This is a genomic window from Pseudomonas sp. S3_C06, assembly GCF_054667675.1.
In genome coordinates this window covers 4,466,751-4,489,414 of the sequence record NZ_CP162747.1, presented here as the reverse complement: position 1 = coordinate 4,489,414, position 22,664 = coordinate 4,466,751, and the positions used below count along the sequence as shown (strand labels likewise).

Genomic DNA, 22,664 nt, shown 5'->3' with positions numbered 1-22,664 from the left:
CAGAATCGCCAAGCTCTTTCAGGTCACGTATGACGCCAGATACTCCCAGTCCGCCTCTGCTCTACCGAATCCATAATCGCCAGGTACTTTCAGGTCCACGTATGACGCAAGACACCTCGGTCAGTCCCCTCTCCCTCTGGGAGAGGGCTAGGGTGAGGGGCTTTTGATCTTTCACGCAGAACCCCAGACACAACAAAGCCCGCACAAGGCGGGCTCTGTTCTGTCTCGTTCCAGCGTCAGAAGCGGAACACTTCCATGTCAGTCCGAATCGGCGATGCCATCGGAATCTTCGGCTGCTTCTCGGCTTCCGCTGCCGGCGCTGCCGGTTTTGGTGCCGATTTACGCGGTGCCTCAGCCACCGGAGGCTGATTGGCCAAAGGCTTCAGCGCCACCGACAATTGCTCGGCCAGACGCTGCAGCAAAATGCCCTGAGCCTGCACCTGCGACGCCGTACTGCCGGCATGCAGCTCCTGCAGATGAACGATGCGGTTATCGCGCACCTGACCACGGCGGTCGATCAAGCGCCACTGCGCATCGAGGATCGCCGGCTGTTTCGCGCCGGAGTCCAGACGCGTGATGGTCAGCAATACCTGCACATCCGGGGTAAACCCACCGGTGGCCGGTGCCAGCACCACACGTTGGCTGTCCAGATGACCCGCCACCTGACGCATCAGCAACTGATCGATATCCGACGAAAGGCTGCCAGCCCAACGACCGTCGGTCGCCGCTTGCAGACTGCCGTCCGGTTGACGTTGCAGCAAGGTCTCACGTTGCAGGTAATCGGCTACGACTACCGGGCCCAACAAAACCGCCATGCCCGCGCTTTGCGCAGGCTGAACCGGACTTCCGCTGTCCAGTTGATACAGCGACACCGGCTGGTGAACGCTGCAACCCGCCAGGCCCAAAACGCCGGCGAGCAGGAAAATAAGGGGGCGCAGAGCAGTCATCATCCCGTCCAGGTGGCCGCCACAAGGCTGACCACAGTGAAAATACTCAATAAATATGAAGAACGCTCGGCCACGCCGGCGCTTGGAAAGGCCATATCATCCGTGAATATGCGTTCCGACTCCAGCGCCAAAGCGTCGATCTACGCGTTAAATCGTGGATCGACGCCTCTAGGACGCCTAATTGAGGTTTTCGACGAGCAGCGCATCGACCCGCTGGAAGCCCCTTGGAAGCTTGTTGCCACGACGTCCACGCTCACCTTTGTAGTGTTCAAGGTCGTCAGCCTTCAGCGACAAGGTGCGTTTTCCGGCCTGCAACACCAAAGTGGCGCCATCCGGAAGTACGGCGATGTCCGTGACATATTCTTCGCGACTGGCCACACGCTCACCGGAAATACCGATGATCTTGTTGCCTTTGCCCTTCCCTAATTGTGGCAGATCGCTGATTTTGAAGATCAGCAGGCGACCTTCGGTCGTGACCGAGGCCAGCCAGTTGTGCTCACGATCGGCAACCGGACGCGGCGCGATCACCTTGGCGTTGTTCGGCAGGCTCAACAGGGCTTTACCGGCCTTGTTCTTGGCTTGCAGATCTTCGCCCTTCACCACGAAACCGTAACCGGCGTCGGAGGCGATCACGTACAACGCGTCATCCTCCGGCATCAGTACGCATTCGAACGAGGCACCCGGTGGCGGCGTCAGACGACCGGTCAATGGTTCGCCCTGGCCACGCGCCGACGGCAGCGTATGCGCAGCAACCGAATAGCTGCGGCCGGTGGAGTCAATCACCACGGCAGACTGGTTGGAGCGCCCCGCCGCCGAGGTCTTGAAGCCGTCGCCAGCCTTGTACGACAGGCCGGTGGCGTCGATGTCGTGACCTTTGGCCGAACGAATCCAGCCTTTTTCCGAGAGTACGACGGTGACTTTCTCGTTCGGCAGCAGATCGTGTTCGGTCAACGCTTTGGCTTCGGTGCGTTCAACGATTGGCGAACGACGGTCGTCGCCATAGGTTTCGGCATCCTTGATCAGCTCCGTACGCACCAGCTTCTTCAGCTTGGCTTCGCTGCCCAGCAGCGCTTGCAGCTTGGCTTGTTCCTTGAGCAGTTCGTCCTGCTCGTCGCGCAGCTTCATCTCTTCCAGTCGCGCCAACTGACGCAGACGCGTGTCGAGGATGTAGTCGGCCTGAATCTCGCTGAGGGCGAAACGCTCGATCAGCTTGGCTTTCGGGTGTTCCTCGGTGCGGATGATGTGGATCACTTCATCCAGGTTGAGGTAGGCAATCAACAAACCGTCCAACAGGTGCAGGCGACGCTCGACTTTGTCGAGGCGGAATTGCAGGCGGCGACGCACGGTCAACACGCGGAATTCCAGCCACTCGACCAGCAAGGCCCGCAGGTTTTTCAACTGCGGTTTGCCGTCCAGACCGATGATGTTGACGTTGACCCGGTAGGTCGACTCCAGCTCGGTGCTGGCGAACAGGTGCTGCATCAGCGCTTCGTGATCGACGCGGCTGTTGACTGGAATGATCACGATGCGGCACGGGTTTTCGTGGTCGGATTCGTCGCGCAGGTCAGCGATCTGCGGGGCTTTCGACGGTTTCGCCTGCATCAGCGCGGCAATCTGCTCCAGCACTTTCGCACCGGAGACCTGATGCGGCAGCGCGGTGACAATGATGTCGCCGTCCTCGACGTGGTACACGGCGCGCATGCGCACCGAGCCCTTGCCGGTTTCGTACATTTTCAGCAGGTCGGCGCGCGGCGTGATGATTTCCGCTTCGGTCGGATAATCCGGGCCCTGAATGTGTTCGCAGAGCTGTTCAACCGTGGCTTTCGGCTCATCGAGCAAGCGCACGCACGCAGTGGCGACTTCGCGCAGGTTGTGCGGCGGCACGTCGGTGGCCATGCCCACGGCGATGCCGGTGGTGCCGTTGAGCAGAATGTTCGGCAGGCGCGCCGGCAGTACCAGCGGCTCCTGCAGGGTGCCGTCAAAGTTCGGGCCCCAGTCGGCAGTGCCTTGGCCCAGTTCGCTGAGCAGTACTTCGGAATACCGCGACAAGCGTGCTTCGGTGTAACGCATGGCGGCGAAGGACTTCGGATCGTCCGGCGCACCCCAGTTGCCCTGGCCGTCAACCAGCGTGTAGCGATAGCTGAACGGCTGGGCCATCAGCACCATCGCTTCGTAGCACGCCGAGTCGCCGTGCGGGTGGAACTTGCCGAGTACGTCACCGACGGTACGCGCCGATTTCTTGTGCTTGGAATCGGCGTCCAGGCCCAACTCGCTCATGGCGTAGACGATACGCCGCTGTACCGGTTTCAGGCCGTCGCCGATATGCGGCAGGGCACGGTCCATGATCACGTACATGGAGTAGTTGAGGTAGGCACTTTCGGTGAAGTCGGCCAACGAGCGGCGTTCTACACCGTCCAGGCTGAGATCAAGGGGGTTGCTCATGCAGGCCTCATCGGTTCGTTGTCTGGCGCAGCAGCATGGTGCCACCGCGCTGAGTAAATTCAAGTTTGTTCAAGGCGCTCATGCCGAGCAGCACCTGATCGCCATGCAGCCCCGGCGCCACCAATGCACGGACGTCCCGCAGCACGATGTCACCCAGTTGCAGACGGGCAATTTTGGTCCGATAGCCCTGGCTCAGGCCGTTCGCCGTGCTCAGGGTCACTCCGAAACCTTCTTCCAGCTTCAAGCGCTTGGCCAGATCCGCCGGGATCGCCACATCGGTTGCGCCGGTGTCGAGCATGAACTCCACCGGCTCACCGTTGATCTGACCGCTGGCGACAAAATGCCCTTGGGCATTGCCGGCCAGTTTCACTTCGATAAAACCTTCGCCCTGCTCCGAACTGACCACCACGTTCGGATTCTGCTGGCGCTGCTCCCACTGGCCGAAAAACCGCGTCGCCAGAAACAGCGCCGCGCACCACGCCAGAATCATCAGCACCCGACCGGCGCGCTTGCCCGGCGGTTGCTGGCTCATGGCTTGGCGCTCCAGCCACCGTCAGGTGCGGCGAAGCGCCAGACGATCGGCCGAACCTCACCGTCGGCGCGCGGGCCGAAATTATTGTCGACGCCGACCCATGCACCATCAGCGTCAACGATCAGCGCCTCTTCCAACCCGAAGTTCTGCGAGTAACGGCGGTTGGCCTGCAACAGTTCAGCGGCGTACGACCAGCAACGCTCGACTTTGGCGGTCTGCGCATCGCGCCGACAAATCTGGAAGGCGTTGCGCTCAAGGGTAAACAATTTGCCGTTAAACAACGAAAGGTCGGAAAAGTCTCGGTCGACCGCTCTGGCCTTCGGGAACTGCGGCGGCTGCATTTCCTTGCCGCCCTCGCTGAGCAGCACGCAACGACCATCGCAATCCCACACCGTCTGCTGGCGCTTGATCAGCAGCAAACCACGGCTTTGCCGCTCGGCGGCCAGCCACATCTGATCGCCCGCAGGGCTGATCGCCAGGCCTTCGAAGATCGCATTGAAATGCAGGAGCATGCCACTGGCCCGCGCTTCGCGAACCATCATCGGCGAGATCTTCAGCCAGTTGACCGGGCCGCTGACGGGCACCTGCAAAACCGCCGCATGGCCCTCGCTGACAATGTAGCGATTGCCGGCGCTGTCGCAACTGATGCCCTCGAAATCCAGATCGCCACCGCGCACGAACGACGCGGCCCAATTGCGCGAGCGCAACCCCCACGGCAAACCGGTCTCCGGCACCAGCGGCACGTCGATGTGCAAGGCTTCGGCCTGCCAGACCTGATCGGCGGTATTGAGCCGATAGATCTGATCGTCATCGCGGTCCGACACCGTCCACAACTCGCCGCCACACATGGCCAGCCCCGACAGGTTACCGCCGCGCATGCCGTCGACCGGGTGCCCGGAGAGCACGCGCAACTCCTGCAACGGCTCGGCCGACACGCTCATCGCACACAACAGCAACGCACCCGCCAAGGCCCAGCCAAACCGCATCAGGCCAGCACCTCGGCGAGGTTGCCTTTGGATTCGAGCCAGGTCTTGCGGTCACCGGCGCGTTTCTTCGCCAGCAGCATGTCCATCATTTCCGAGGTTTCGGCAAAATCTTCGCCCAGCGTCAGTTGCACCAGGCGCCGCGTGTTCGGGTCCATGGTGGTTTCACGCAGCTGCGGCGGGTTCATTTCGCCCAGACCTTTGAATCGGGTGACCTGTGGTTTGCCGCGCTTCTTCTCGGCAACCAGACGGTCGAGAATGCCATCGCGCTCGGCTTCGTCGAGGGCGTAGTAGATCTCTTTGCCGAGGTCGATTCGGTACAGCGGCGGCATGGCGACGTAGACGTGACCGGCATCCACCAGCGGGCGGAAATGCTGGACGAACAGCGCGCACAGCAAGGTTGCGATGTGCAGACCGTCGGAGTCGGCGTCGGCGAGGATGCAGATCTTGCCGTAACGCAGCTGGCTCATGTCCGCCGCGCCCGGATCGACACCGATGGCCACGGCGATGTTGTGCACTTCCTGACTGGCCAGCACTTCGCTGCCGTCGACTTCCCAGGTGTTGAGGATCTTGCCGCGCAACGGCAGGATTGCCTGGAATTCCTTGTCCCGCGCTTGCTTGGCGGAACCGCCGGCGGAATCACCTTCGACCAGGAACAGTTCGGAACGCATCGGGTCCTGCCCGGCGCAGTCAGCCAGCTTACCCGGCAACGCGGGGCCCTGAGTGACGCGTTTGCGCTCGACTTTCTTGCTCGCTTTCAGGCGGCGACCGGCGTTGTTGATCGCCAGTTCGGCCAGCGCCAGACCGGTTTCCGGGTTGGCGTTGAGCCACAGGCTGAACGCGTCCTTGACCACACCGGAGACAAACGCCGCGGCTTCACGGGACGACAAACGTTCTTTGGTCTGGCCGGAGAATTGCGGCTCCTGCATTTTCATCGACAGGACGAACGCGATGCGTTCCCAGACGTCTTCCGGCGCCAGCTTCACACCGCGCGGCAGCAGGCTGCGGAATTCGCAGAACTCGCGCATCGCATCGAGCAGGCCCTGACGCAAACCGTTGACGTGGGTACCACCCTGCGCCGTCGGGATCAGGTTGACGTAGCTTTCCTGCACCGCGTCGCCACCTTCGGGCAGCCACAGCAGCGCCCAGTCGACCGCTTCTTTATTACCCGCGAAAGCGCCGCAGAACGGCTCGTTCGGCAGGCGTTCGAACTCGCTGACCGCATCGACCAGATACGAGCGCAGGCCGTCTTCGTAATGCCACTCGACTTTCTCGCCGGTGCCTTTGTCTTCGAAGCTGACCAGCAGCCCCGGGCACAACACAGCCTTGGCCTTGAGCACGTGCTTGAGACGGCTGATGGAGAATTTCGGTGAGTCGAAGTATTTCGGATCCGGCGCGAAGTACACGCTGGTGCCGGTGTTGCGTTTGCCGACGGTGCCGACGATTTCCAGTTCCGAGGCTTTGAAGCCGTCGTTGAACGTCATCTGGTATTCGTTGCCGTCACGCTTCACGCGTACGCGCACTTCGGTCGACAAGGCGTTGACCACGGAAATACCTACGCCGTGCAAACCGCCGGAGAACTGGTAGTTCTTGTTCGAGAACTTGCCGCCCGCATGGAGTTTGGTGAGGATCAGCTCGACACCCGACACGCCCTCTTCCGGGTGGATGTCGACCGGCATGCCACGGCCGTCGTCGCTGACTTCCAGCGAGTGGTCGGCGTGCAGGATGACCTGCACCGATCTGGCGTGGCCAGCCAGGGCTTCGTCGACACTGTTGTCGATGACTTCCTGGGCGAGGTGGTTCGGCCGACTGGTGTCGGTGTACATGCCGGGGCGTTTGCGCACCGGGTCGAGGCCCGAGAGGACTTCGATGGCGTCGGCGTTATAAGAGCTAGCGCTGGGAGTGGCCATAGGGTCTCGTCGTCAGTCATTCATGAAATAGGGGCAAGACTTCACAGTGCGGTGAAATCGATTGCCTGAAACAAATCGGCGCCAATGCCGGCAAAACTCAGCAACGCCGGCAATTGCCCGGCAAAACCCTGAAAACCATGGTCGCCGCCGGCCTGAATGCGCAAGGCACAGGCGCGGTAATACTGTTGGGCGAGGCGATAGTCCAGTGTTTCATCGCCGGTCTGCAACCATACCTGATAGCGCTGCGCATCCTGAGGCGCCGGCACTTCCAGTTCGGCCAGGGCCGTGACGTGGTCGTGGGTCAACTCCCAGATCTCATCGGTATACAGGTTTTTCTGCGGGCCCAGATAGCCGTCGAACATCCGGTGCGGGCTGACCGCCGGGTTGACCAGCAGGGCTTTCAAGCCATGGCGCTCGGCCAGGTGAGTCGCATAGTAGCCGCCGAGTGAGCTTCCCACCAGCAGCGGGCTGCCCAGTTCGGCAATCGCTTGTTCCAACTGACCGATGGCTTCGCGCGGGTGGTGATGCAGGGCCGGGACACGCAGTTTGTCGCTCAAACCCAGCTGTTCCATCACCGTCACCAACTGACAGGCCTTTTTCGAGGCCGGGGCGCTGTTGAAACCGTGGATATAGAGGATCGAACCAGACATTTGAGCTCCCTGGGTGTCGGTTTGGGTTTGCGGAGTTTACAGGGAGAGAAGAGCGGATTGGGGGTGGGCTCGATAATTTGGTGTGACAGCACGAGCTGCCCTCACCCTAGCCCTCTCCCGGAGGTAGAGGGGACCGAATGGGGGATATTTGCGAACTACATCGACCTGAACGCTGTGCTGTGAATCCATAATCGACAACGCTGCTTCAGGTCGATGGATAGCGAAAGGCACCTCGGTCGGCCCCCTCTCCCTCTGGGAGAGGGCTGGGCGGGCGGCGTTCCGATGAGGGGCTTTTGATTGGCAATCAGTAACCGTCAGAGCCGTAATCGACGGTGAAGGCGAAACCGGTAACGCGCTCAACTCCGGTTTCCAACCGCCCATCCGGCAACAACCGCAACCACCGATATCCCGGCGCCTGCTCCCCTACCTTGAAATCCTCACTCCCCGGCTCGAACTGAATGCACGTCGACGGCGAAGCCATCAACCGCACGCCATTGCGCTCACGATCGATCTCCTGATGCACATGCCCCCACAACACCGCCCGGGCCTGTGGAAAACGATCCAGCACCTCGAAAAATGCCTCGGGATTGCGCAAGCCAATCGGCTCCATCCATGCGCAACCAATCGAAACCGGATGATGGTGGAAGCACACCAGATGATGGCGCTCCGGCGCTTCGCTCAGCGAGCGGGCCAGCAGTTGCAGTTGATCGTCCTGCAAATACCCCGGCACCGAACCCGGCACCGCCGAATCCAGCATCGTCACCCGCCAGTTGCCGATATCGACCACCGGTTCCAGCAGCGTGCTCTGCACGGCGGCCTGGGCCATGATCATCGGTTCGTCGTGATTGCCAGGAATCCACCGCGCCGGTGCGTCGATCTGCGCGCTCATCTGGCGAAACTGCTGATACGACTCCAGCGTGCCGTCCTGCGAGATATCGCCGGTGGCCAGAATCAGATCGATCTGCGGCTGCTGCCCCAGCACCAGTTCGATGACCTTTTGCAGGCTCTCGCGGGTGTTCATGCCCAGCAGCGCGCCGTCCGCTTCAGCGAACAAATGGCTGTCGGACAACTGCACCAGCAACGCCGGATCGGCGGGGGTCAATGTGGATACGCTCGGCAAGGCGTTCTCCCAAGGCAAAAGCACGGAATCGATCAAGTGCCGCAATTATGCTGGGGGATCAGTGAAAGAGGAAAGCGGCGAACCGGACGCAGTTCACAACTAACGAACGACTTCGTACTCGTGCCCCAACGCCAGGCAATGACTCAGCCATTCCCCCAGGAAAAGATTGAGCTGGGCCTTTTCATCCGGCTGATGCATGGCCGCGTTCGGGTAAGGATAGATGCCGCGAAAGCGTCGTGCATGTTCGGCACTGACGACCTCAGCCATGCGCGCGTCGTGATAGACCTGCACTTCCAGTTGCGGCACCGGCAGCCATGGCAGGCTGTGCTCCTGACGCACCTGCAAAGTGGTGGTGTACGGGCAGGTTTGCAGCACTTCGAGGGCCAGCACGCCGAGCATCTGCTCGCCCTGGGTCACGGCGATGCGCCGCGCCTCGGGCTCGTTGCGCATGTCCGGCAGCAGTCGCATCAGGCGCGCGTAGTTGGCCTCGCAGGCGGCTTGCAGCCCCACGAGGTCGACTCGATAGCGATCGCGCAACTTGTTTACGACCATAACCCCCTCACTTCGGCGCGATTGAGCGCCAGCCACTGCAAGGCGATGATGCTCGCCGCGTTGGCAATGCGTCCGTCACGGACGGCCTGCAAGGCATCTTCAAAGGCCCAGACCGTGACACGGATATCTTCTGCCTCTTCTTCCAGGCCATGCAGGCCGCCAACGCCGTCGGTGCTGCAACGCCCCAAGTACAAATGCACGAACTCGTTGCTGCCGCCCGGCGACGGGAAATATTTGGTCATCGGCCACAAGGCCTTGATGTCCAGCCCAGCTTCCTCCTGCGCCTCGCGGTGAGCAACTTCTTCCGGTTGTTCATCCTTGTCGATCAGACCAGCGACCAGTTCGACCAGCCACGGGTTATCGGTCTTGCCCATGGCGCCGACGCGGAACTGTTCGATCAACACCACTTCGTCGCGCTGCGGATCGTAGGGCAGCATGCACACGGCATCGTGGCGCACGAACACTTCACGGTTGATCTCCCGGCTCATGCCACCGGCGAACAATTCATGGCGCAGGTGCAAACGGTCGAGCTTGTAGAAGCCCTCATAGCAACGTTCGCGCCGCACGACGTCGACGGTGGTCGGAATGGCATTGGCAAAATCAGTCATAAGCATCCTCTTTACTGCACATCCATCACGAAGTTGCTTTTGGTCGCTGGCAACCTCGACTTCGCGCCATCCTAACGCGCCCGCACCGTTTGATGCAGCCCCTTTACCGTCAGCGGGATGGACGGTGGAGGCGAAACCCACTCTAATTAGCTTAGTGGCGAACTGACTGCTTCGTTGAGAGTCGAAGCGGTAACTTTTTGCCTTCCCCTGCTTTCGAAAGGACGCCCATGTCGCTTTTCAAAATTGCCTCCGTGGCCGCCATTGCCCTGACCCTGGGCGCGTGTGCCAGCCTGTTCCAGCCCAACTACCGCACGCCGCTGGAAACCACCCGCGATGCATCAGAGCAACTGAAACCGGGCTGTTCCAACCCGGATTGCCCGCTGGTGAACATCGACACCTTGCGCTTCCCGGACGAACCTGCGCTGGACGGCATCATCGAAAAACGCCTGCTGCAAATGACCCGCACCGAGAAGAACGCCCCGGTTGCGCCGACTCTGGCGGCCTATCGCGATCAGTTTCTGGCCAGCGCCGGCCCACGCAACAGCAGCTACCTGCAAGCGAAAGTACGCGAGCAGCATGACGGCTTGGTGATCATCGAGGTGTCGAGCTACCTCGACACCGGCGGTGCGCATGGCACACCGGGTCGCGGCTTCATCAACTATTCGCGCCAGCAGCACAAGGTGCTGAACCTGTCCGACATGCTTGTGCCGGGTCAGGAAGAGGCGTTCTGGAAGGCGGCGCAAGTCGCGCACAACAGTTGGTTGATCAGCACCAAGCTCGATCAGGAGCCGGAGTTCGTGGCGAACTGGCCGTTCGTGAAAACCCCGAACGTGGCGCTGACCTATGGCGGCGTGATCCTCAAGTACGACGTGACCACCATCGCGCCTTACGCGCTGGGCCACGTCGAACTGAAGATTCCTTATCCGCGTCTGAACGGCATTCTCAAGCCTGAGCTGTTTCCCGGCCGTAACTGAAGGCCCGGCCCAGCACTAGTTGCAACAGCCCTGCCAGCACCAGCGCCGGCAGGGTTGCGCCGACATCCGGATACAGATTCGCCAGCAAGTGGTAGGTGCTCACGCCACCCAGCCACGCCAACAACGCCGGCCAGCGCAATGCGGCCGACGCGACCTGAGCGCTGCGCTTGCGCAGAATGAAGTGATCGACCAGCACCACGCCGAACAGCGGCGCAAACACCGAGCCGATCAACAGCAGGAAATTCTGGTACTGCGCCAACGGCGCGAGCAGTGCGATCAGCGTGCAGATCACGCCGATGGCCAAGGCCAGATGCTCGACTTTCAGGCGCAACAGAATCCCGCTGGAAACCGCTGCCGAGTGAATATCGGCGAAGGCGTTTTCCGACTCATCCAGCAGAATCAGCAACAGCGGAATGCCCAGCCCGGCGCCGGCCAGTGCCAGCAACAGCGCGTTGACTTCACCGCTTGGCGCGAAGGCCAGGGTGTAGGCGACGCCGAGGCTCATCAGCCAGAAGTTGCCGATGAAAAAACCCACAGCGGTGCCACCGAAAACGTTCTTCGCCCGCTTGCCGAATCGTGAGTAATCGGCGATCAGCGGCAGCCACGACAGTGGCATCGCAATAGCGATGTCGAAGCCCACGGCAAACGGCATCGAACCGTCACCGGCGCGCGACCAGAGATCGGCCAGATCGGCTTTGGCAAACAGGTTCCAGGTCAGCCACAGGCACGCCGCCAACAGCAACCAGATGCCCCACTTGCGCAGAATCTGCCGCACAAAGGTCAGCGGCCCGCTCACCGCGAGCAACGTCGCCAACGCACCGAAAAACAGCGTCCACAACAGCGGGCTCGACCACAGCGAACCTTCGCTGAACGCGCGGGTGCCGAGCAGGCTGGCCGCATCGCGCATGACGATGATTTCGAACGAGCCCCAGCCGATCAGTTGCAGCAGATTAAGCAACGCCGGCAGGCTCGCGCCTTTGCTGCCAAGGCTGAGTTTCAGCGCGGCCATCGACGACAGGCCGGTGTCACTGCCGATCACGCCTACGGCGGCCAGCAACAGTACGCCGACCAGCGTGCCGAGGAAAATCGCCAGCAGCGAACCGGACAGGCCGAGGCCTGGCGCGAGCAATGCGCCGGTCTGCAAAACCATCAGGCCGATGCCGAGGGAGAACCACAGGGAAAACAGATCGCGACCGCCGAATACACGCTTGTCGGCGGGCACGACGAGGTCGGGGGAATAAGTGCTGGGTTGAATGCTCAAGGGTGTTATCTCAGAGGGACATTTGTTGTTGTGTTGTGATCGTTCCCACGCTCTGCGTGGGAATGCCTCTAGGGACGCTCTGCGTCCAGTGACGCGGAGCGTCACGGGCTGCATTCCCACGCGGAGCGTGGGAACGATCAGTCTTGCAGCTTGCAGCTTGCCGCTTACACTTTTTTGTACAGCTGACTGCCTTCCTTCTTGAACCGCTCGGCCTGTTCCGCCAGGCCTTGGGCGACGTCCACGTCGACCGCGTCGATGCGCTGGTTGGCCGCGTACTCGCGGACTTCCTGAGTGATCTTCATCGAGCAGAATTTCGGTCCGCACATCGAACAGAAATGCGCGACCTTGGCCGAGTCCTTCGGCAGGGTTTCATCGTGATACGAACGCGCGGTGTCCGGATCCAGACCGAGGTTGAACTGGTCTTCCCAACGGAATTCGAAACGCGCCTTGCTCAAGGCGTTGTCGCGAATCTGCGCGCCCGGATGCCCTTTGGCCAAGTCCGCTGCGTGGGCGGCGATCTTGTAGGTGATGATCCCGGTCTTCACGTCATCCTTGTTCGGCAGGCCCAAGTGTTCCTTCGGCGTCACGTAGCAGAGCATCGCGCAACCAAACCAGCCGATCATCGCCGCCCCGATACCCGAGGTGATGTGGTCATAGCCCGGCGCGATGTCGGTGGTCAGTGGTCCGAGGGTGTAGAACGGCGCCTCGTCACAGCATTCCAGCTGCTTGTCCATGTTCTCTTTGATCAACTGCATCGGCACGTGGCCCGGGCCTTCGATCATGGTTTGCACGTCGTGCTTCCAGGCGATCTTGGTCAGTTCGCCGAGAGTTTCCAGTTCGCCGAATTGCGCGGCATCGTTGGCGTCGGCAATCGACCCCGGACGCAAGCCATCGCCCAGCGAGAAGCTGACGTCATAGGCTTTCATGATTTCGCAGATTTCTTCGAAATGCGTGTAGGCGAAGTTTTCCTTGTGATGCGCCAGGCACCACTTGGCCATGATCGAGCCGCCACGGGAAACGATACCGGTCACGCGTTTGGCGGTCAGCGGCACGTAACGCAGCAGCACGCCGGCGTGAATGGTGAAGTAGTCGACGCCCTGCTCGGCCTGCTCGATCAGCGTGTCGCGGAACAGCTCCCAGGTCAGGTCTTCGGCCGCGCCGCCGACTTTTTCCAGCGCCTGATAGATCGGCACCGTGCCGATCGGCACCGGCGAGTTGCGGATGATCCACTCGCGGGTTTCGTGAATGTGCTTGCCGGTGGACAAGTCCATGATGTTGTCCGCGCCCCAGCGAATGCCCCAGGTCAGTTTCGCCACTTCTTCTTCGATGGACGAACCCAGCGCGCTGTTGCCGATGTTGCCGTTGATCTTCACCAGGAAGTTACGGCCGATGATCATCGGTTCCAGTTCGGTGTGGTTGATGTTGGCCGGAATGATTGCGCGGCCACGGGCGATCTCTTCACGGACAAATTCCGGGGTGATGATTTTCGGCACGCTGGCGCCGAAGCTGTGGCCCGGGTGCTGCTGATCCAGCAGGCCGGCGGCGCGGGCCACCTCAAGCTTCATGTTTTCGCGGATGGCGACGAATTCCATCTCGGGCGTGATGATGCCCTGACGCGCATAGTGCATTTGCGTGACGTTGCCACCAGCCTTGGCGCGACGCGGGTTGTTGACGTGGGCAAAGCGCAGTTTGGTCAGTTCCGGATCGGCAAGGCGCTCGCGACCGAAGTTGGAGCTCAGGCCGGCCAGACGCTCGGTGTCGCCACGGTCGTCGATCCACGCCGAACGCACATCGGCGAGGCCTTTGCGTACGTCGATCACCACGTTCGGATCGGTGTACGGGCCAGAGGTGTCGTAGACGGTCACCGGCGCGTTGATTTCACCGCCGAAATCGGTCGGCGTCACGTCGAGGGTGATTTCGCGCATCGGCACGAGGATGTCCGGGCGCGAGCCCTGAACGTAGACTTTTTGCGAACGGGTGAACGGCTTGACCGATTGCTCGTCGACCTTGGCCGAGTCACTCAGGTTGATCGCGTTTTTTGATTTTGTAGTCATCACGGGCTCTCCAGACAGCATCCAGGCAGTGGATTGTCGGAGCAGAACCTGAAAGGCACGGACGCACCAGGACCGGTGCTGTGCATCGTCGTCGAGCGTTCGATTGTCGAACAATTTCCCGGACGAAGCACAAGAGGACTCGCCGGGTGACGAGAAATCTTGTTCCCTACGCAGGCGCTAACCTGATCAGGTTCAACGGGATCCGAAATTATTCGATCTCAGCCTCATAGCAAGGCACCCCGACAAGAACCCGGCCAGTCTAGACACAACTGGCAAAGAACGCCAACACCGCAGCAAACACCATGATGAATGGCATAAATACAGGGGCTTGGCCGATTGTTGTGAGGCAAATGCGCAACTACACTCGCTTTGCCCTGCCATGCCTTGACGCTGTGGGGCCTGCGCCTTACCTTTGGCGCCCGGATTACTTCCATAATATTAATGCTAGGGATCGCCTCATGCTGCGCAAACTCTCACTGGCTGTTGCCGTGTCTTGTGCGTCCAACGCAATGGCCTGGGCAGCAGAAGCGCCCTTGTCGACCAAAACCGATCTGGTCAGCGTCTATCAGGAGGCAGTCGACAACAACGCCGATCTGGCCGCCGCCCGCGCCCAGTACGGCGCGCAGAAAGAAGTGGTGCCGCAGGCCCGCGCCGGGCTGCTGCCAAACCTGTCGGGCGGTGCCGAAGTGGCCAATGTGCGGACGTCGATCGATCAGCCCTCGGCCACTGCCAACCGCAGCGCTCACTCGTATCAGGCGACTCTGGCCCAGCCGTTGTTCCGCGCCGATCGCTGGTTCCAGTACCAGGCCGCGAAGGACGTCAACGAGCAAGCCGCGCTGCAACTGTCAGCGACCGAGCAGAACCTGATCCTGCAATCGGCCGAGAGCTATTTCAACGTGCTGCGCAGCCAGGACAACCTCGCCTCGACCAAGGCTGAAGAAGCCGCATTCAAGCGCCAGCTCGACCAGTCCAACGAACGCTTCGATGTCGGCCTGTCGGACAAGACCGACGTGCTGCAATCGCAAGCCAGTTACGACACCGCGCGGGCCAACCGTATTGTTGCGCAGCGTCAGGTCGATGATGCCTTCGAAGCGCTGATCACCCTGACCAACCGTCAGTACAACTCGATCCAAGGCATCGTCCACACGCTGCCGATCCTGCCGCCGGCGCCGAACGACGCCAAGGCGTGGGTCGATACTGCAGCGAAACAGAACCTCAATTTGCTGGCGAGCAACTTTGCCGTCAGCTCCGCCGAGCAGACCCTCAAGCAGCGCAAGGCCGGCCACTTGCCGACCCTCGATGCCGTGGCCAAATACGAAAAGGGTGACAACGACGCCCTGGGGTTTTCCAACCCGAACGCTTTCGGTGTGCCATACCGCGACAACGTTGAGCAGAGCACAGTCGGCTTGCAACTGAACATCCCGATCTACAGCGGCGGGCTGACCAGCTCACAGGTGCGCCAGTCGTATGAGCAACTGAATCAGAGCGAACAACAGCGCGAATCGCTGCGTCGGCAGATCGTCGAAAGCACCCGCAACCTTCATCGCGCCGTGAACACCGACGTCGAGCAGGTGCAGGCGCGTCGTCAGTCGATCATTTCCAACCAGAGCGCAGTGGAAGCCACGGAAATCGGTTATCAGGTTGGTACGCGCAATATCGTTGACGTGCTCGATGCGCAGCGTCAGCTGTACACCTCGGTGCGCAATTACAACAACACGCGTTATGACTACATTCTCGACAACCTGCGCTTGAAGCAGGCGGCGGGGACGTTGAATCCGGGGGATCTGGAAGATCTGCGGCGTTATCTGAAAGCCGACTACAACCCGGACAAGGATTTTCTCCCGCCGGATCTGGCCAAAGCGGCCGAGGCGCAGCTCAAGGCCCGGCCTTAAGCCTTAAAAACAAAAGATCGCAGCCTTCGGCAGCTCCTACATTGGAATACGTTTCCTGTAGGAGCTGCCGAAGGCTGCGATCTTTTTGCTTACTTGATCAGTCTGCCCAAACCATCCAGCAAACGCTGCAACGCGCCCTGGTTGCGGCGCATCACCGCCAGCCCGGCCTCGGCCATACGCTGCGCATCACGCGGCAACTCGAACAAGCGTTGCACCTCCACCGCCAGCCCTTCGGCATCATCCACTTCCGCCAACGCCCCGGCTTCACGCAACTGCGCGGCGATGTCGAGGAAGTTGAACAGGTGCGGGCCACTGATCACCGGTTTCGCCAAGGCTGCCGGCTCCAACAGGTTGTGCCCACCATTGGCCACCAGGCTGCCGCCGACAAACGCACTGTCCGCCAGTGCGTAGAGAAACAGCAATTCACCCATGGTGTCGCCGAGCAGTACGCTCGTCTGCGCATCGACATCGGCTTCGGTCGAACGCCGAACCGTGGCAAAGCCTTCGCGCTGGCACAACTCGAACACCGAGTTGAAACGCTCCGGGTGACGCGGCACCAGAATCAGCAACGCGTCCGGGTGATTGGCCAGCAAGCGACGGTGGGCATCGAGCACCACTTCGTCCTCACCTTCGTGGGTGCTGGCGGCGATCCACACTGGGCGCTCCAGTGCCTGCCATTGGCCGCGCAGGTCGGCCGCGCGTTGCAGCAATTGCGGGTTGATAGTCAGGTCGAACTTGATCGAACCGGTGACCTCGACCGTTTCCGGGCGCGCCCCCAGATCACGGAAGCGCTGGGCTTCGGCTTCGGTCTGCACGGCGAACAGACTCATTTCGGCGAGCATCGGTGCGGTCAGCTTGTTGAAGCGGCCATAGCCGCGTGCCGAACGCTCGGACAAACGTCCATTGGCCAGCGCCACCGGGATTCCACGCTTGGCGCACTGATGAATGTGATTGGGCCACAGCTCGGTTTCCATGATCACCGCAAGCTTTGGCTGCACGCGGTCAAGAAACCGCGCCGCCGCACACGGCAAGTCATACGGCAGATAGCAGTGCTGGATGCGCGGCTCGTTGGCGAACAGCGCCTGAATCCGCTCCGATCCGGTCGGGGTCATGCAGGTCACGGTGATCGGCAGCTGTGGATAACGTTGCAGCAAGGCGCGAATCATCGGCGCCGCGGCGATGCTTTCGCCCACCGACACCGCGTGCACCCAGATGCCGTCGGGTTGCAGCGTCGGCATGCCGTAGGAGAAACGTTCGCCAATCCGCTTGGCATACGCCGGCGCCTTGCGCGCTCGCAGCCATAGCCGAATCGCCACCAATGGCAGCCCCAGGTAAAACAGCGCGGTGTAGAGAGTTCTATTCATGGCGGCGGAGTTTATCGGCTTTTGCCGCTGATCGCGCGCAAGTGCACGGCAAAACGTTCGGCCAGCCAACGCGCGGCCGGGCCGAGGGGTTCGTCGCGGCGCCAGACCAGTTCAACCACCAGCGCCGGCGGCGTCCATTCGCTGTCCAGTTCAACCATCAAACCCTGATACGCCGAGTACTGCACCACATGACGCGGCAACCAGGCCCAACCGAGATCGCGCACCAGCCATTCGGACATGACGTAGAAACTGTCCGCGCGCCACACCTGCGGGCTGGCCGGTTCGTTGCCGGGATAGACGCTGGTTTGCGTCGACATGAGCAATTGTCGGTGTTGCGCCAGCTGCTGGCAGGTCACATAAGACTGCTGCGCCAGCGGATGATTGATACCGCACACCGTGACCATTTCCACGCTCCCCAGCACGCGGCGCTCCAGCGCTTCGGGAATTTCATCGTGATAAAACAGCAGGCCAAGGTCGGCGCGACGCTCGACCAGTTTGCGCGACACTTCACCTTGCGCAGCGCTGGTCAGTTGCACTTCAAGGCTGGGGAACTGCTCGGCCAGTTCACCGAAACTTTCCACCAGCGCCTGATACGGCATCGCCTCATCCTGAGCCACGCGCAGTTGCGCTTCCTGGCCGCGCATCATCGCCATGGCACGACCGTTGAGGCGCTCGCATTGGCGCAGGACTTCTCGTGCTTCTTCCAGCAACGCTTCACCCGCTTCGGTGAGGGTTGGCTGGCGACCGCTGCTACGCTCAAACAGATTTACGCCCAAGTCGTCCTCAAGCGTGGCAATCGCGCTGCTGATCGCCGACTGGGCCTTGCGCTGCTGCCGCGCCACGGCGGAAAACGAGCGCTGCTCAGCGACGCCGACAAACACCCGTAGCTGATCGAGATTCCACTGCATACTGGCTTACCAACCCATCTTCAAAACAGATAGGTAATGACTTTACCCCATCTGGCGAATCACTAGAATGCCGACTCAGCAAGCAACGTTTCACATGAGGATTTGAACCATGAACGCCTACGCCTACCTGGCCATCGCCATCTGCGCTGAAGTGATCGCCACCGTGTCGATGAAGGCCGTCAAAGGCATCAGCACACCGCTGCCACTGGTGCTGGTCATCGTCGGCTACGCGATTGCGTTCTGGATGCTGACGCTGGTGGTGCGCACCGTTCCGGTCGGCGTGGCCTATGCGGTGTGGGCCGGGATGGGCATCGTGATGGTCAGCGTCGCGGCGCTGTTCATCTACGGGCAGAAACTGGATATCCCGGCAATGCTGGGGATGGCGTTGATCGTACTGGGCGTCGTTGTGATTCAGCTGTTCTCGAAAACTGCCGGCCATTAACCGCCAGCCCCAATCCCCTGTGGGAGCGAGCCTGCTCGCGAATGCGGTATATCAGTCAACAGATATGTCGACTGGCATTCCCTCTTCGCGAGCAGGCTCGCTCCCACATTGGCCCCTATGTTCGGCCTGTTGATCATCGACAAATCCGCCTCTTTCCCGAGTCTGTATACTGCGCCCTCGTCTTGAACACTGAGGTCGCTGCATGCCATCCGTTATTTCCACCGACGTTCTGATTGTCGGCGCTGGTGTCGCCGGCCTCTGGCTGAATGCGCGCCTGCGTCGTCAGGGTTTTTCGACCGTGTTGGTGGAAAGCGCCAGCCTCGGCGGCGGGCAGACTGTGAAGTCCCAGGGCATCATCCACGGCGGCGCCAAGTACGCGCTGCACGGTGCACTGACCGGCGCCTCGGAAGCCATCGCCGACATGCCGCGCCGCTGGCGTGAAGCGCTGGCCGGCAATGGCGAGCTGGATCTGTCCGGCGTGCGCCTGCTGTCCGAAGCCCATTACCTGTGGTCGCCGGGCACCCTCGCCGGCAACCTCACCAGTTTCTTCGCCAGTAAGGCCGTGCGTGGTCGCGTTGATCAGGTCAAGGGCGCGCAGCTGCCGCCGGCCCTGCAAGACAAACGCTTCAAGGGCAAGGTCTACCGCCTCGCCGAACTCGTCGTTGATGTCCCGAGCCTGGTGCAGTGTCTGGCCGATCTGGCCGGTGATGGCTTGCTCGCGGGGCAGACCATCGAGCCGCTGCTGGAAGCGGGTGTGCTGGTCGGCTTGAAGGTCGACGGCCGCGAGATTCGCGCTCAGCGCATCGTCCTCAGCGCCGGCGCCGGTACTGCCCAACTGCTCGAAGACCTCGGTTTGAGCCAACCGGCCATGCAGCGCCGGCCGCTGCACATGATCATCGCCAAAGGCCCGGGCCTCAAACCGCTGTACGCCCACTGCCTCGGTGGCGGCACCAAACCGCGCATCACCGTGACCACCCACCCGGCTGCTGACGGCCAGTGGGTCTGGTACATGGGCGGTGACATCGCCGAAAGCGAAGGCGTGCACCGCGAGCCGGCCGAGCAGATCGCCACCGCACAAAAGGAAATCGCCCAGTTATTGCCGTGGATCGACCTCAGCACCACGCAATGGGCAACCCTGCGCGTTGATCGTGCCGAGCCGCTGCAAACCGGGCTGAGCCGCCCGGACAACGCATTTCTCGCCGAACAGGGCCGCTTGCTGGTCGGCTGGCCAACCAAACTGGCGCTGGCGCCGGACTTCGCAGACCGGGTCATCGCCTCCCTGCAACGCGACGGCGTCCAGCCACAAGCCGCCGAGCCCTTGCCGGCGCTGCCAAAACCACCGATGGGCGTTCCCGCCTGGGAGCAATTGCTGCCATGACTATCGCCACCCTGCACGACCTTCATCGCCCACTGGGCAGCACCGGCCTGACGGTTTCGCCACTGGGCCTGGGTACGGTCAAACTTGGCCGCGACCAAGGGGTGAAATATCCCAACGGTTTCCAGATTCCCGGCGACGATGAAGCGCGGATGCTGCTGCGGCAGGCACGCGATCTGGGCATCAACCTCATCGACACCGCCCCGGCCTATGGCCGCAGCGAAGAACGCCTTGGCCCGCTGCTACGGGGTCAGCGTCAAGACTGGGTGATCGTCAGCAAAGTCGGCGAAGAGTTTGCAGAAGGCCTCTCGCATCACGACTTCAGCGCAGCGCACACGCGGATGTCGGTGGAACGCAGCCTGCAACGTCTTGAAACCGATTTTATCGACCTGGTGCTGGTGCACTCCGATGGCAACGACATGGCCATTCTCGAGCACGAAGAGGTTTATGCGACACTCGCGGCGCTCAAGGCCGAAGGCAAGATTCGCGGCTTCGGCTTCTCCGGCAAAACCGTCGAAGGTGGTTTGAAAGCTCTGGAGCAAGGCGACTGCGCGATGGTCACCTACAATCTGAACGAACAAAACGAGAAGGCTGTCATTGACTATGCTGCTGCCCACGGCAAAGCCATTCTGGTGAAAAAAGCCTTGGCCAGCGGTCACGTGTGTCTGAGTCCGGGCGTGGATCCGGTACGCGCCAGCTTCGAATTGCTGTTCGCCCAGCCTGGCGTAGCCAGTGCTATTGTCGGCACGATCAACCCGCTGCACCTCGCCCACAACGTTGCGACCGTTGCCCAGGTCCTGCGTGGTCACTGACGCCGCCTCGCGGCCTTAAGCAGGAGCCGATATGCCGCGCACGCTCATCAGAAAGAACCCGAGCAACTTCAAGACCCTGCCGCTGTTCGTCGAAGCTACCCCGGAAGGCCTGACCTACCAAAGCGTCGGCATGCCGCTGAACTTCGCGCAAACCTTGCAGCGGCGCAAACCGGTGAGCGTGGCCGACACCGAGCGCTTCTCGCTGGAACTGGCCAACCTCGGCGTTTCAGTGCGCCTGACCCTGCATTGGCAGAATCGCGATTATTGGGTGCTGGTGCGCCAGCGCCGGCAGGATCGCGGTGACGTCGTCCTGAAGTTGATTTCCGGTTACGTACCGGCCCATGAACTGAATATTCCGCTGCACACGGCGATTCAGGAAATTGCCGAAGAGTGCTTGCTGGAAACCCCGGAAGGCTGGCTCGGCGGACGCTTCAACGACACCTGGCTGCCTGCGCCCTATTCGGCCGCATTGCATTATCGCGAGGCCCTGCCGTTTCGCCTGACCCCGTTGTCCGGCTCGGCACGGCCAATACGCTGCGCCAACCTGCAATTGCTCGAACGGCCTCGGGCCTATGTGCATCTGCCGACCGCCTCATTGCAATTGATCTACGATTTGCGCCTGGATGTGCCCAAGGAAGCCAAATCCCTGAGCCTGTTCCATGTCGATGAGCGCCTTGAAGGTGATCAACTGGTTGCCCGACTCGACCGCAAGCGCCCCGATCTGTACTTGATGCCACTCAAGGACGGCGCGCCACTGGCCGAGTTGTACACCCTCAAGCGCGACAAACTCGTTCCTGCCAGTACCCGTGGTCTTTATCTGGCCGAGAGCTTTGCCACACAAACCGGCTGGGTCGTGCGCGAGGAGCGGATTCGCTGGAAGGACTGGTTGGTGCAGCAGGGTCTGCAACCGGCGAAAGCCCCACGTCAGGGGCTCAAGCAGTTGAGTATCAAGGCGCTGCGATTAGTCGGGCTGGGCAAAAAAACCGCTAAATAGCGGTTTAGCGGCGGCGATCCCACCACGTACGCAACGCGGCAAATAAATGGAAGTAGCGATTTTCGCGCTTGCCCATGCCGCGTTTGGGCGAGAACGATTCTTCGGCGAATGCACCGGTAATACGTACCCGAGACGCTTGGGTCGGCAGCGTGCAGACTTTGGCGTCCACCTGTTGCAGGGCATATTTGAGCAAGCGCTCGGAATGCAGCTTTCGGCCTGTCGCCTTGCAGAAATCGAAGATACGCTCGACCCGTTTGCCGTACGCGACATAGGTATCGCGCCCGCAAACCGCAAAGCGGTCGTTCAAGCCGCCCCACCACTGCCAGTCCGGAATATAAGCGTTGTGCTTGCGAGCCTCAGGGTGAGCGAAGACATAGCCAGGCAATGCGCTGTGAAAGAAATTGTCCGGGCGCACGAACACGACGAAATCCGGATTGAAGGACTCGATCATGGTCGTCACGGTGTGCAGCGAGTTGAGCTGATAGATCAGATTACGCAACGAGGCATAGTCATCGGCCCAGGTGTCGCCCTGAGCTTTGACCTGCTCGAAATCCCAGCGCTCCAGGACGCCCTCGGTCGAGGTCAGCGTGCCGATCATCGATTCGAAAGGCTGGTAGTTGTCCGCCGTCAATTCGCCTTTCTCGCCGGACCGCGAGTTCTGCACCTCATCAATCTTGTACAGATGGTAGAAGCACTTTATGTCGCTGCCTGCAGGCAACTGCGCCAGAACGTTCTGTTCGATAGAGGGGAAACAGATCGGCGAATTTCTCGGGATCCCGAAAAAAGCCACGGCAATTTTCAACACTCAACAGCACCTTTTGAAAGTAGTTCGGGCCTGCTGGCA

At 61.2% G+C, this 22,664-nt stretch carries 20 protein-coding genes and 1 riboswitch; of the genes, 6 read left to right on the top strand and 14 right to left on the bottom strand.

Features of this window, described 5'->3' with window-relative positions; all coding sequences use genetic code 11:
* Nucleotides 1–236 precede the first annotated feature (236 nt).
* From AB4N44_RS19945 to AB4N44_RS19905, 9 genes are all read right to left on the bottom strand, one after another.
* On the bottom strand, nucleotides 237–947 hold the full coding sequence (locus AB4N44_RS19945; protein ID WP_077570583.1) for a PqiC family protein: 711 nt from the start codon (nucleotides 945–947) through the stop codon (nucleotides 237–239).
* A gap of 177 nt (nucleotides 948–1,124) precedes the next feature.
* Nucleotides 1,125–3,389, bottom strand: coding sequence for a DNA topoisomerase IV subunit A (gene parC, locus AB4N44_RS19940; RefSeq protein WP_460107872.1), 2,265 nt, complete (start codon nucleotides 3,387–3,389; stop codon nucleotides 1,125–1,127).
* A gap of 7 nt (nucleotides 3,390–3,396) precedes the next feature.
* Nucleotides 3,397–3,921, bottom strand: coding sequence for a retropepsin-like aspartic protease family protein (locus AB4N44_RS19935; protein ID WP_053116749.1), 525 nt, complete (start codon nucleotides 3,919–3,921; stop codon nucleotides 3,397–3,399).
* Complete coding sequence (locus AB4N44_RS19930; RefSeq protein WP_127925597.1) at nucleotides 3,918–4,907, bottom strand: esterase-like activity of phytase family protein; 990 nt, start codon at nucleotides 4,905–4,907, stop codon at nucleotides 3,918–3,920. Before AB4N44_RS19930 ends, AB4N44_RS19935 begins: the two co-directional genes overlap by 4 nt.
* The gene (gene parE, locus AB4N44_RS19925) at nucleotides 4,907–6,814 is read right to left on the bottom strand and encodes a DNA topoisomerase IV subunit B (protein ID WP_093430155.1); all 1,908 of its coding nucleotides are present in this window, start codon (nucleotides 6,812–6,814) and stop codon (nucleotides 4,907–4,909) included. Before parE ends, AB4N44_RS19930 begins: the two co-directional genes overlap by 1 nt.
* Nucleotides 6,815–6,855: 41 nt before the next feature.
* Nucleotides 6,856–7,464, bottom strand: coding sequence for a YqiA/YcfP family alpha/beta fold hydrolase (locus AB4N44_RS19920; RefSeq protein WP_150750094.1), 609 nt, complete (start codon nucleotides 7,462–7,464; stop codon nucleotides 6,856–6,858).
* Nucleotides 7,465–7,768: 304 nt separating this feature from the next.
* The gene (cpdA, locus tag AB4N44_RS19915; protein ID WP_127925595.1) at nucleotides 7,769–8,584 is read right to left on the bottom strand and encodes a 3',5'-cyclic-AMP phosphodiesterase; all 816 of its coding nucleotides are present in this window, start codon (nucleotides 8,582–8,584) and stop codon (nucleotides 7,769–7,771) included.
* A gap of 99 nt (nucleotides 8,585–8,683) precedes the next feature.
* Nucleotides 8,684–9,136, bottom strand: coding sequence for a DUF1249 domain-containing protein (locus AB4N44_RS19910; RefSeq protein ID WP_016985685.1), 453 nt, complete (start codon nucleotides 9,134–9,136; stop codon nucleotides 8,684–8,686).
* Nucleotides 9,127–9,744, bottom strand: coding sequence for an NUDIX domain-containing protein (locus AB4N44_RS19905; protein WP_034151670.1), 618 nt, complete (start codon nucleotides 9,742–9,744; stop codon nucleotides 9,127–9,129). The genes AB4N44_RS19910 and AB4N44_RS19905 overlap by 10 nt, the downstream gene beginning before the upstream one ends.
* Before the next feature lie 227 nt (nucleotides 9,745–9,971).
* Here AB4N44_RS19905 and AB4N44_RS19900 point away from each other — a divergent pair, with 227 nt between their 5' ends.
* Nucleotides 9,972–10,718: an RsiV family protein gene (locus AB4N44_RS19900; RefSeq protein ID WP_134175867.1), complete on the top strand. Its 747-nt coding sequence runs from the start codon at nucleotides 9,972–9,974 to the stop codon at nucleotides 10,716–10,718.
* Here the strand turns inward: AB4N44_RS19900 and cytX are convergent.
* Together cytX and thiC are read right to left on the bottom strand one after the other, a co-directional pair.
* Nucleotides 10,687–11,979, bottom strand: a complete 1,293-nt coding sequence (cytX, locus tag AB4N44_RS19895) for a putative hydroxymethylpyrimidine transporter CytX (RefSeq protein WP_150750096.1) — start codon at nucleotides 11,977–11,979, stop codon at nucleotides 10,687–10,689. The genes AB4N44_RS19900 and cytX overlap by 32 nt on opposite strands.
* A 164-nt stretch (nucleotides 11,980–12,143) precedes the next feature.
* Nucleotides 12,144–14,033 (bottom strand): phosphomethylpyrimidine synthase ThiC, encoded by a 1,890-nt coding sequence (gene thiC, locus AB4N44_RS19890; protein WP_077570562.1) that lies wholly within the window; start codon nucleotides 14,031–14,033, stop codon nucleotides 12,144–12,146.
* 146 nt (nucleotides 14,034–14,179) lie between these two features.
* A riboswitch (TPP riboswitch) is annotated at nucleotides 14,180–14,285 on the bottom strand.
* Between the two features lie 206 nt (nucleotides 14,286–14,491).
* On the opposite strand from thiC, the gene AB4N44_RS19885 reads away from it, so the two are divergent.
* On the top strand, nucleotides 14,492–15,925 hold the full coding sequence (locus AB4N44_RS19885) for a TolC family outer membrane protein (RefSeq protein WP_127925592.1): 1,434 nt from the start codon (nucleotides 14,492–14,494) through the stop codon (nucleotides 15,923–15,925).
* An 89-nt stretch (nucleotides 15,926–16,014) separates the two neighbouring features.
* On the opposite strand, the gene waaA is transcribed toward AB4N44_RS19885, so the two are convergent.
* Both waaA and AB4N44_RS19875 read right to left on the bottom strand, forming a co-directional pair.
* Nucleotides 16,015–17,289, bottom strand: a complete 1,275-nt coding sequence (gene waaA, locus AB4N44_RS19880) for a lipid IV(A) 3-deoxy-D-manno-octulosonic acid transferase (RefSeq protein ID WP_460107880.1) — start codon at nucleotides 17,287–17,289, stop codon at nucleotides 16,015–16,017.
* An 11-nt stretch (nucleotides 17,290–17,300) separates the two neighbouring features.
* Nucleotides 17,301–18,197: a LysR family transcriptional regulator gene (locus AB4N44_RS19875; RefSeq protein ID WP_460107883.1), complete on the bottom strand. Its 897-nt coding sequence runs from the start codon at nucleotides 18,195–18,197 to the stop codon at nucleotides 17,301–17,303.
* Nucleotides 18,198–18,306: 109 nt separating this feature from the next.
* Here AB4N44_RS19875 and AB4N44_RS19870 point away from each other — a divergent pair, with 109 nt between their 5' ends.
* The 4 genes from AB4N44_RS19870 (at nucleotide 18,307) to AB4N44_RS19855 (ending at nucleotide 21,820) form a co-directional block, all read left to right on the top strand.
* Entirely contained in the window at nucleotides 18,307–18,639 is a 333-nt protein-coding gene (locus tag AB4N44_RS19870) for a DMT family transporter (RefSeq protein ID WP_007915730.1), read from the top strand.
* Nucleotides 18,640–18,841: 202 nt separating this feature from the next.
* Complete coding sequence (locus AB4N44_RS19865; protein WP_460107886.1) at nucleotides 18,842–20,017, top strand: NAD(P)/FAD-dependent oxidoreductase; 1,176 nt, start codon at nucleotides 18,842–18,844, stop codon at nucleotides 20,015–20,017.
* Nucleotides 20,014–20,826 carry an aldo/keto reductase gene (locus AB4N44_RS19860; RefSeq protein WP_127925588.1) on the top strand — a complete coding sequence of 271 codons (813 nt, stop codon included), beginning with the start codon at nucleotides 20,014–20,016 and terminating at the stop codon, nucleotides 20,824–20,826. Before AB4N44_RS19865 ends, AB4N44_RS19860 begins: the two co-directional genes overlap by 4 nt.
* Nucleotides 20,827–20,857: 31 nt before the next feature.
* Nucleotides 20,858–21,820, top strand: a complete 963-nt coding sequence (locus AB4N44_RS19855) for a metal ABC transporter ATPase (RefSeq protein WP_150651801.1) — start codon at nucleotides 20,858–20,860, stop codon at nucleotides 21,818–21,820.
* A gap of 4 nt (nucleotides 21,821–21,824) precedes the next feature.
* Here the strand turns inward: AB4N44_RS19855 and AB4N44_RS19850 are convergent, their stop codons facing one another.
* Nucleotides 21,825–22,625, bottom strand: coding sequence for a hypothetical protein (locus AB4N44_RS19850; protein WP_460107888.1), 801 nt, complete (start codon nucleotides 22,623–22,625; stop codon nucleotides 21,825–21,827).
* Between the last annotated feature and the right edge of the window lie 39 nt (nucleotides 22,626–22,664).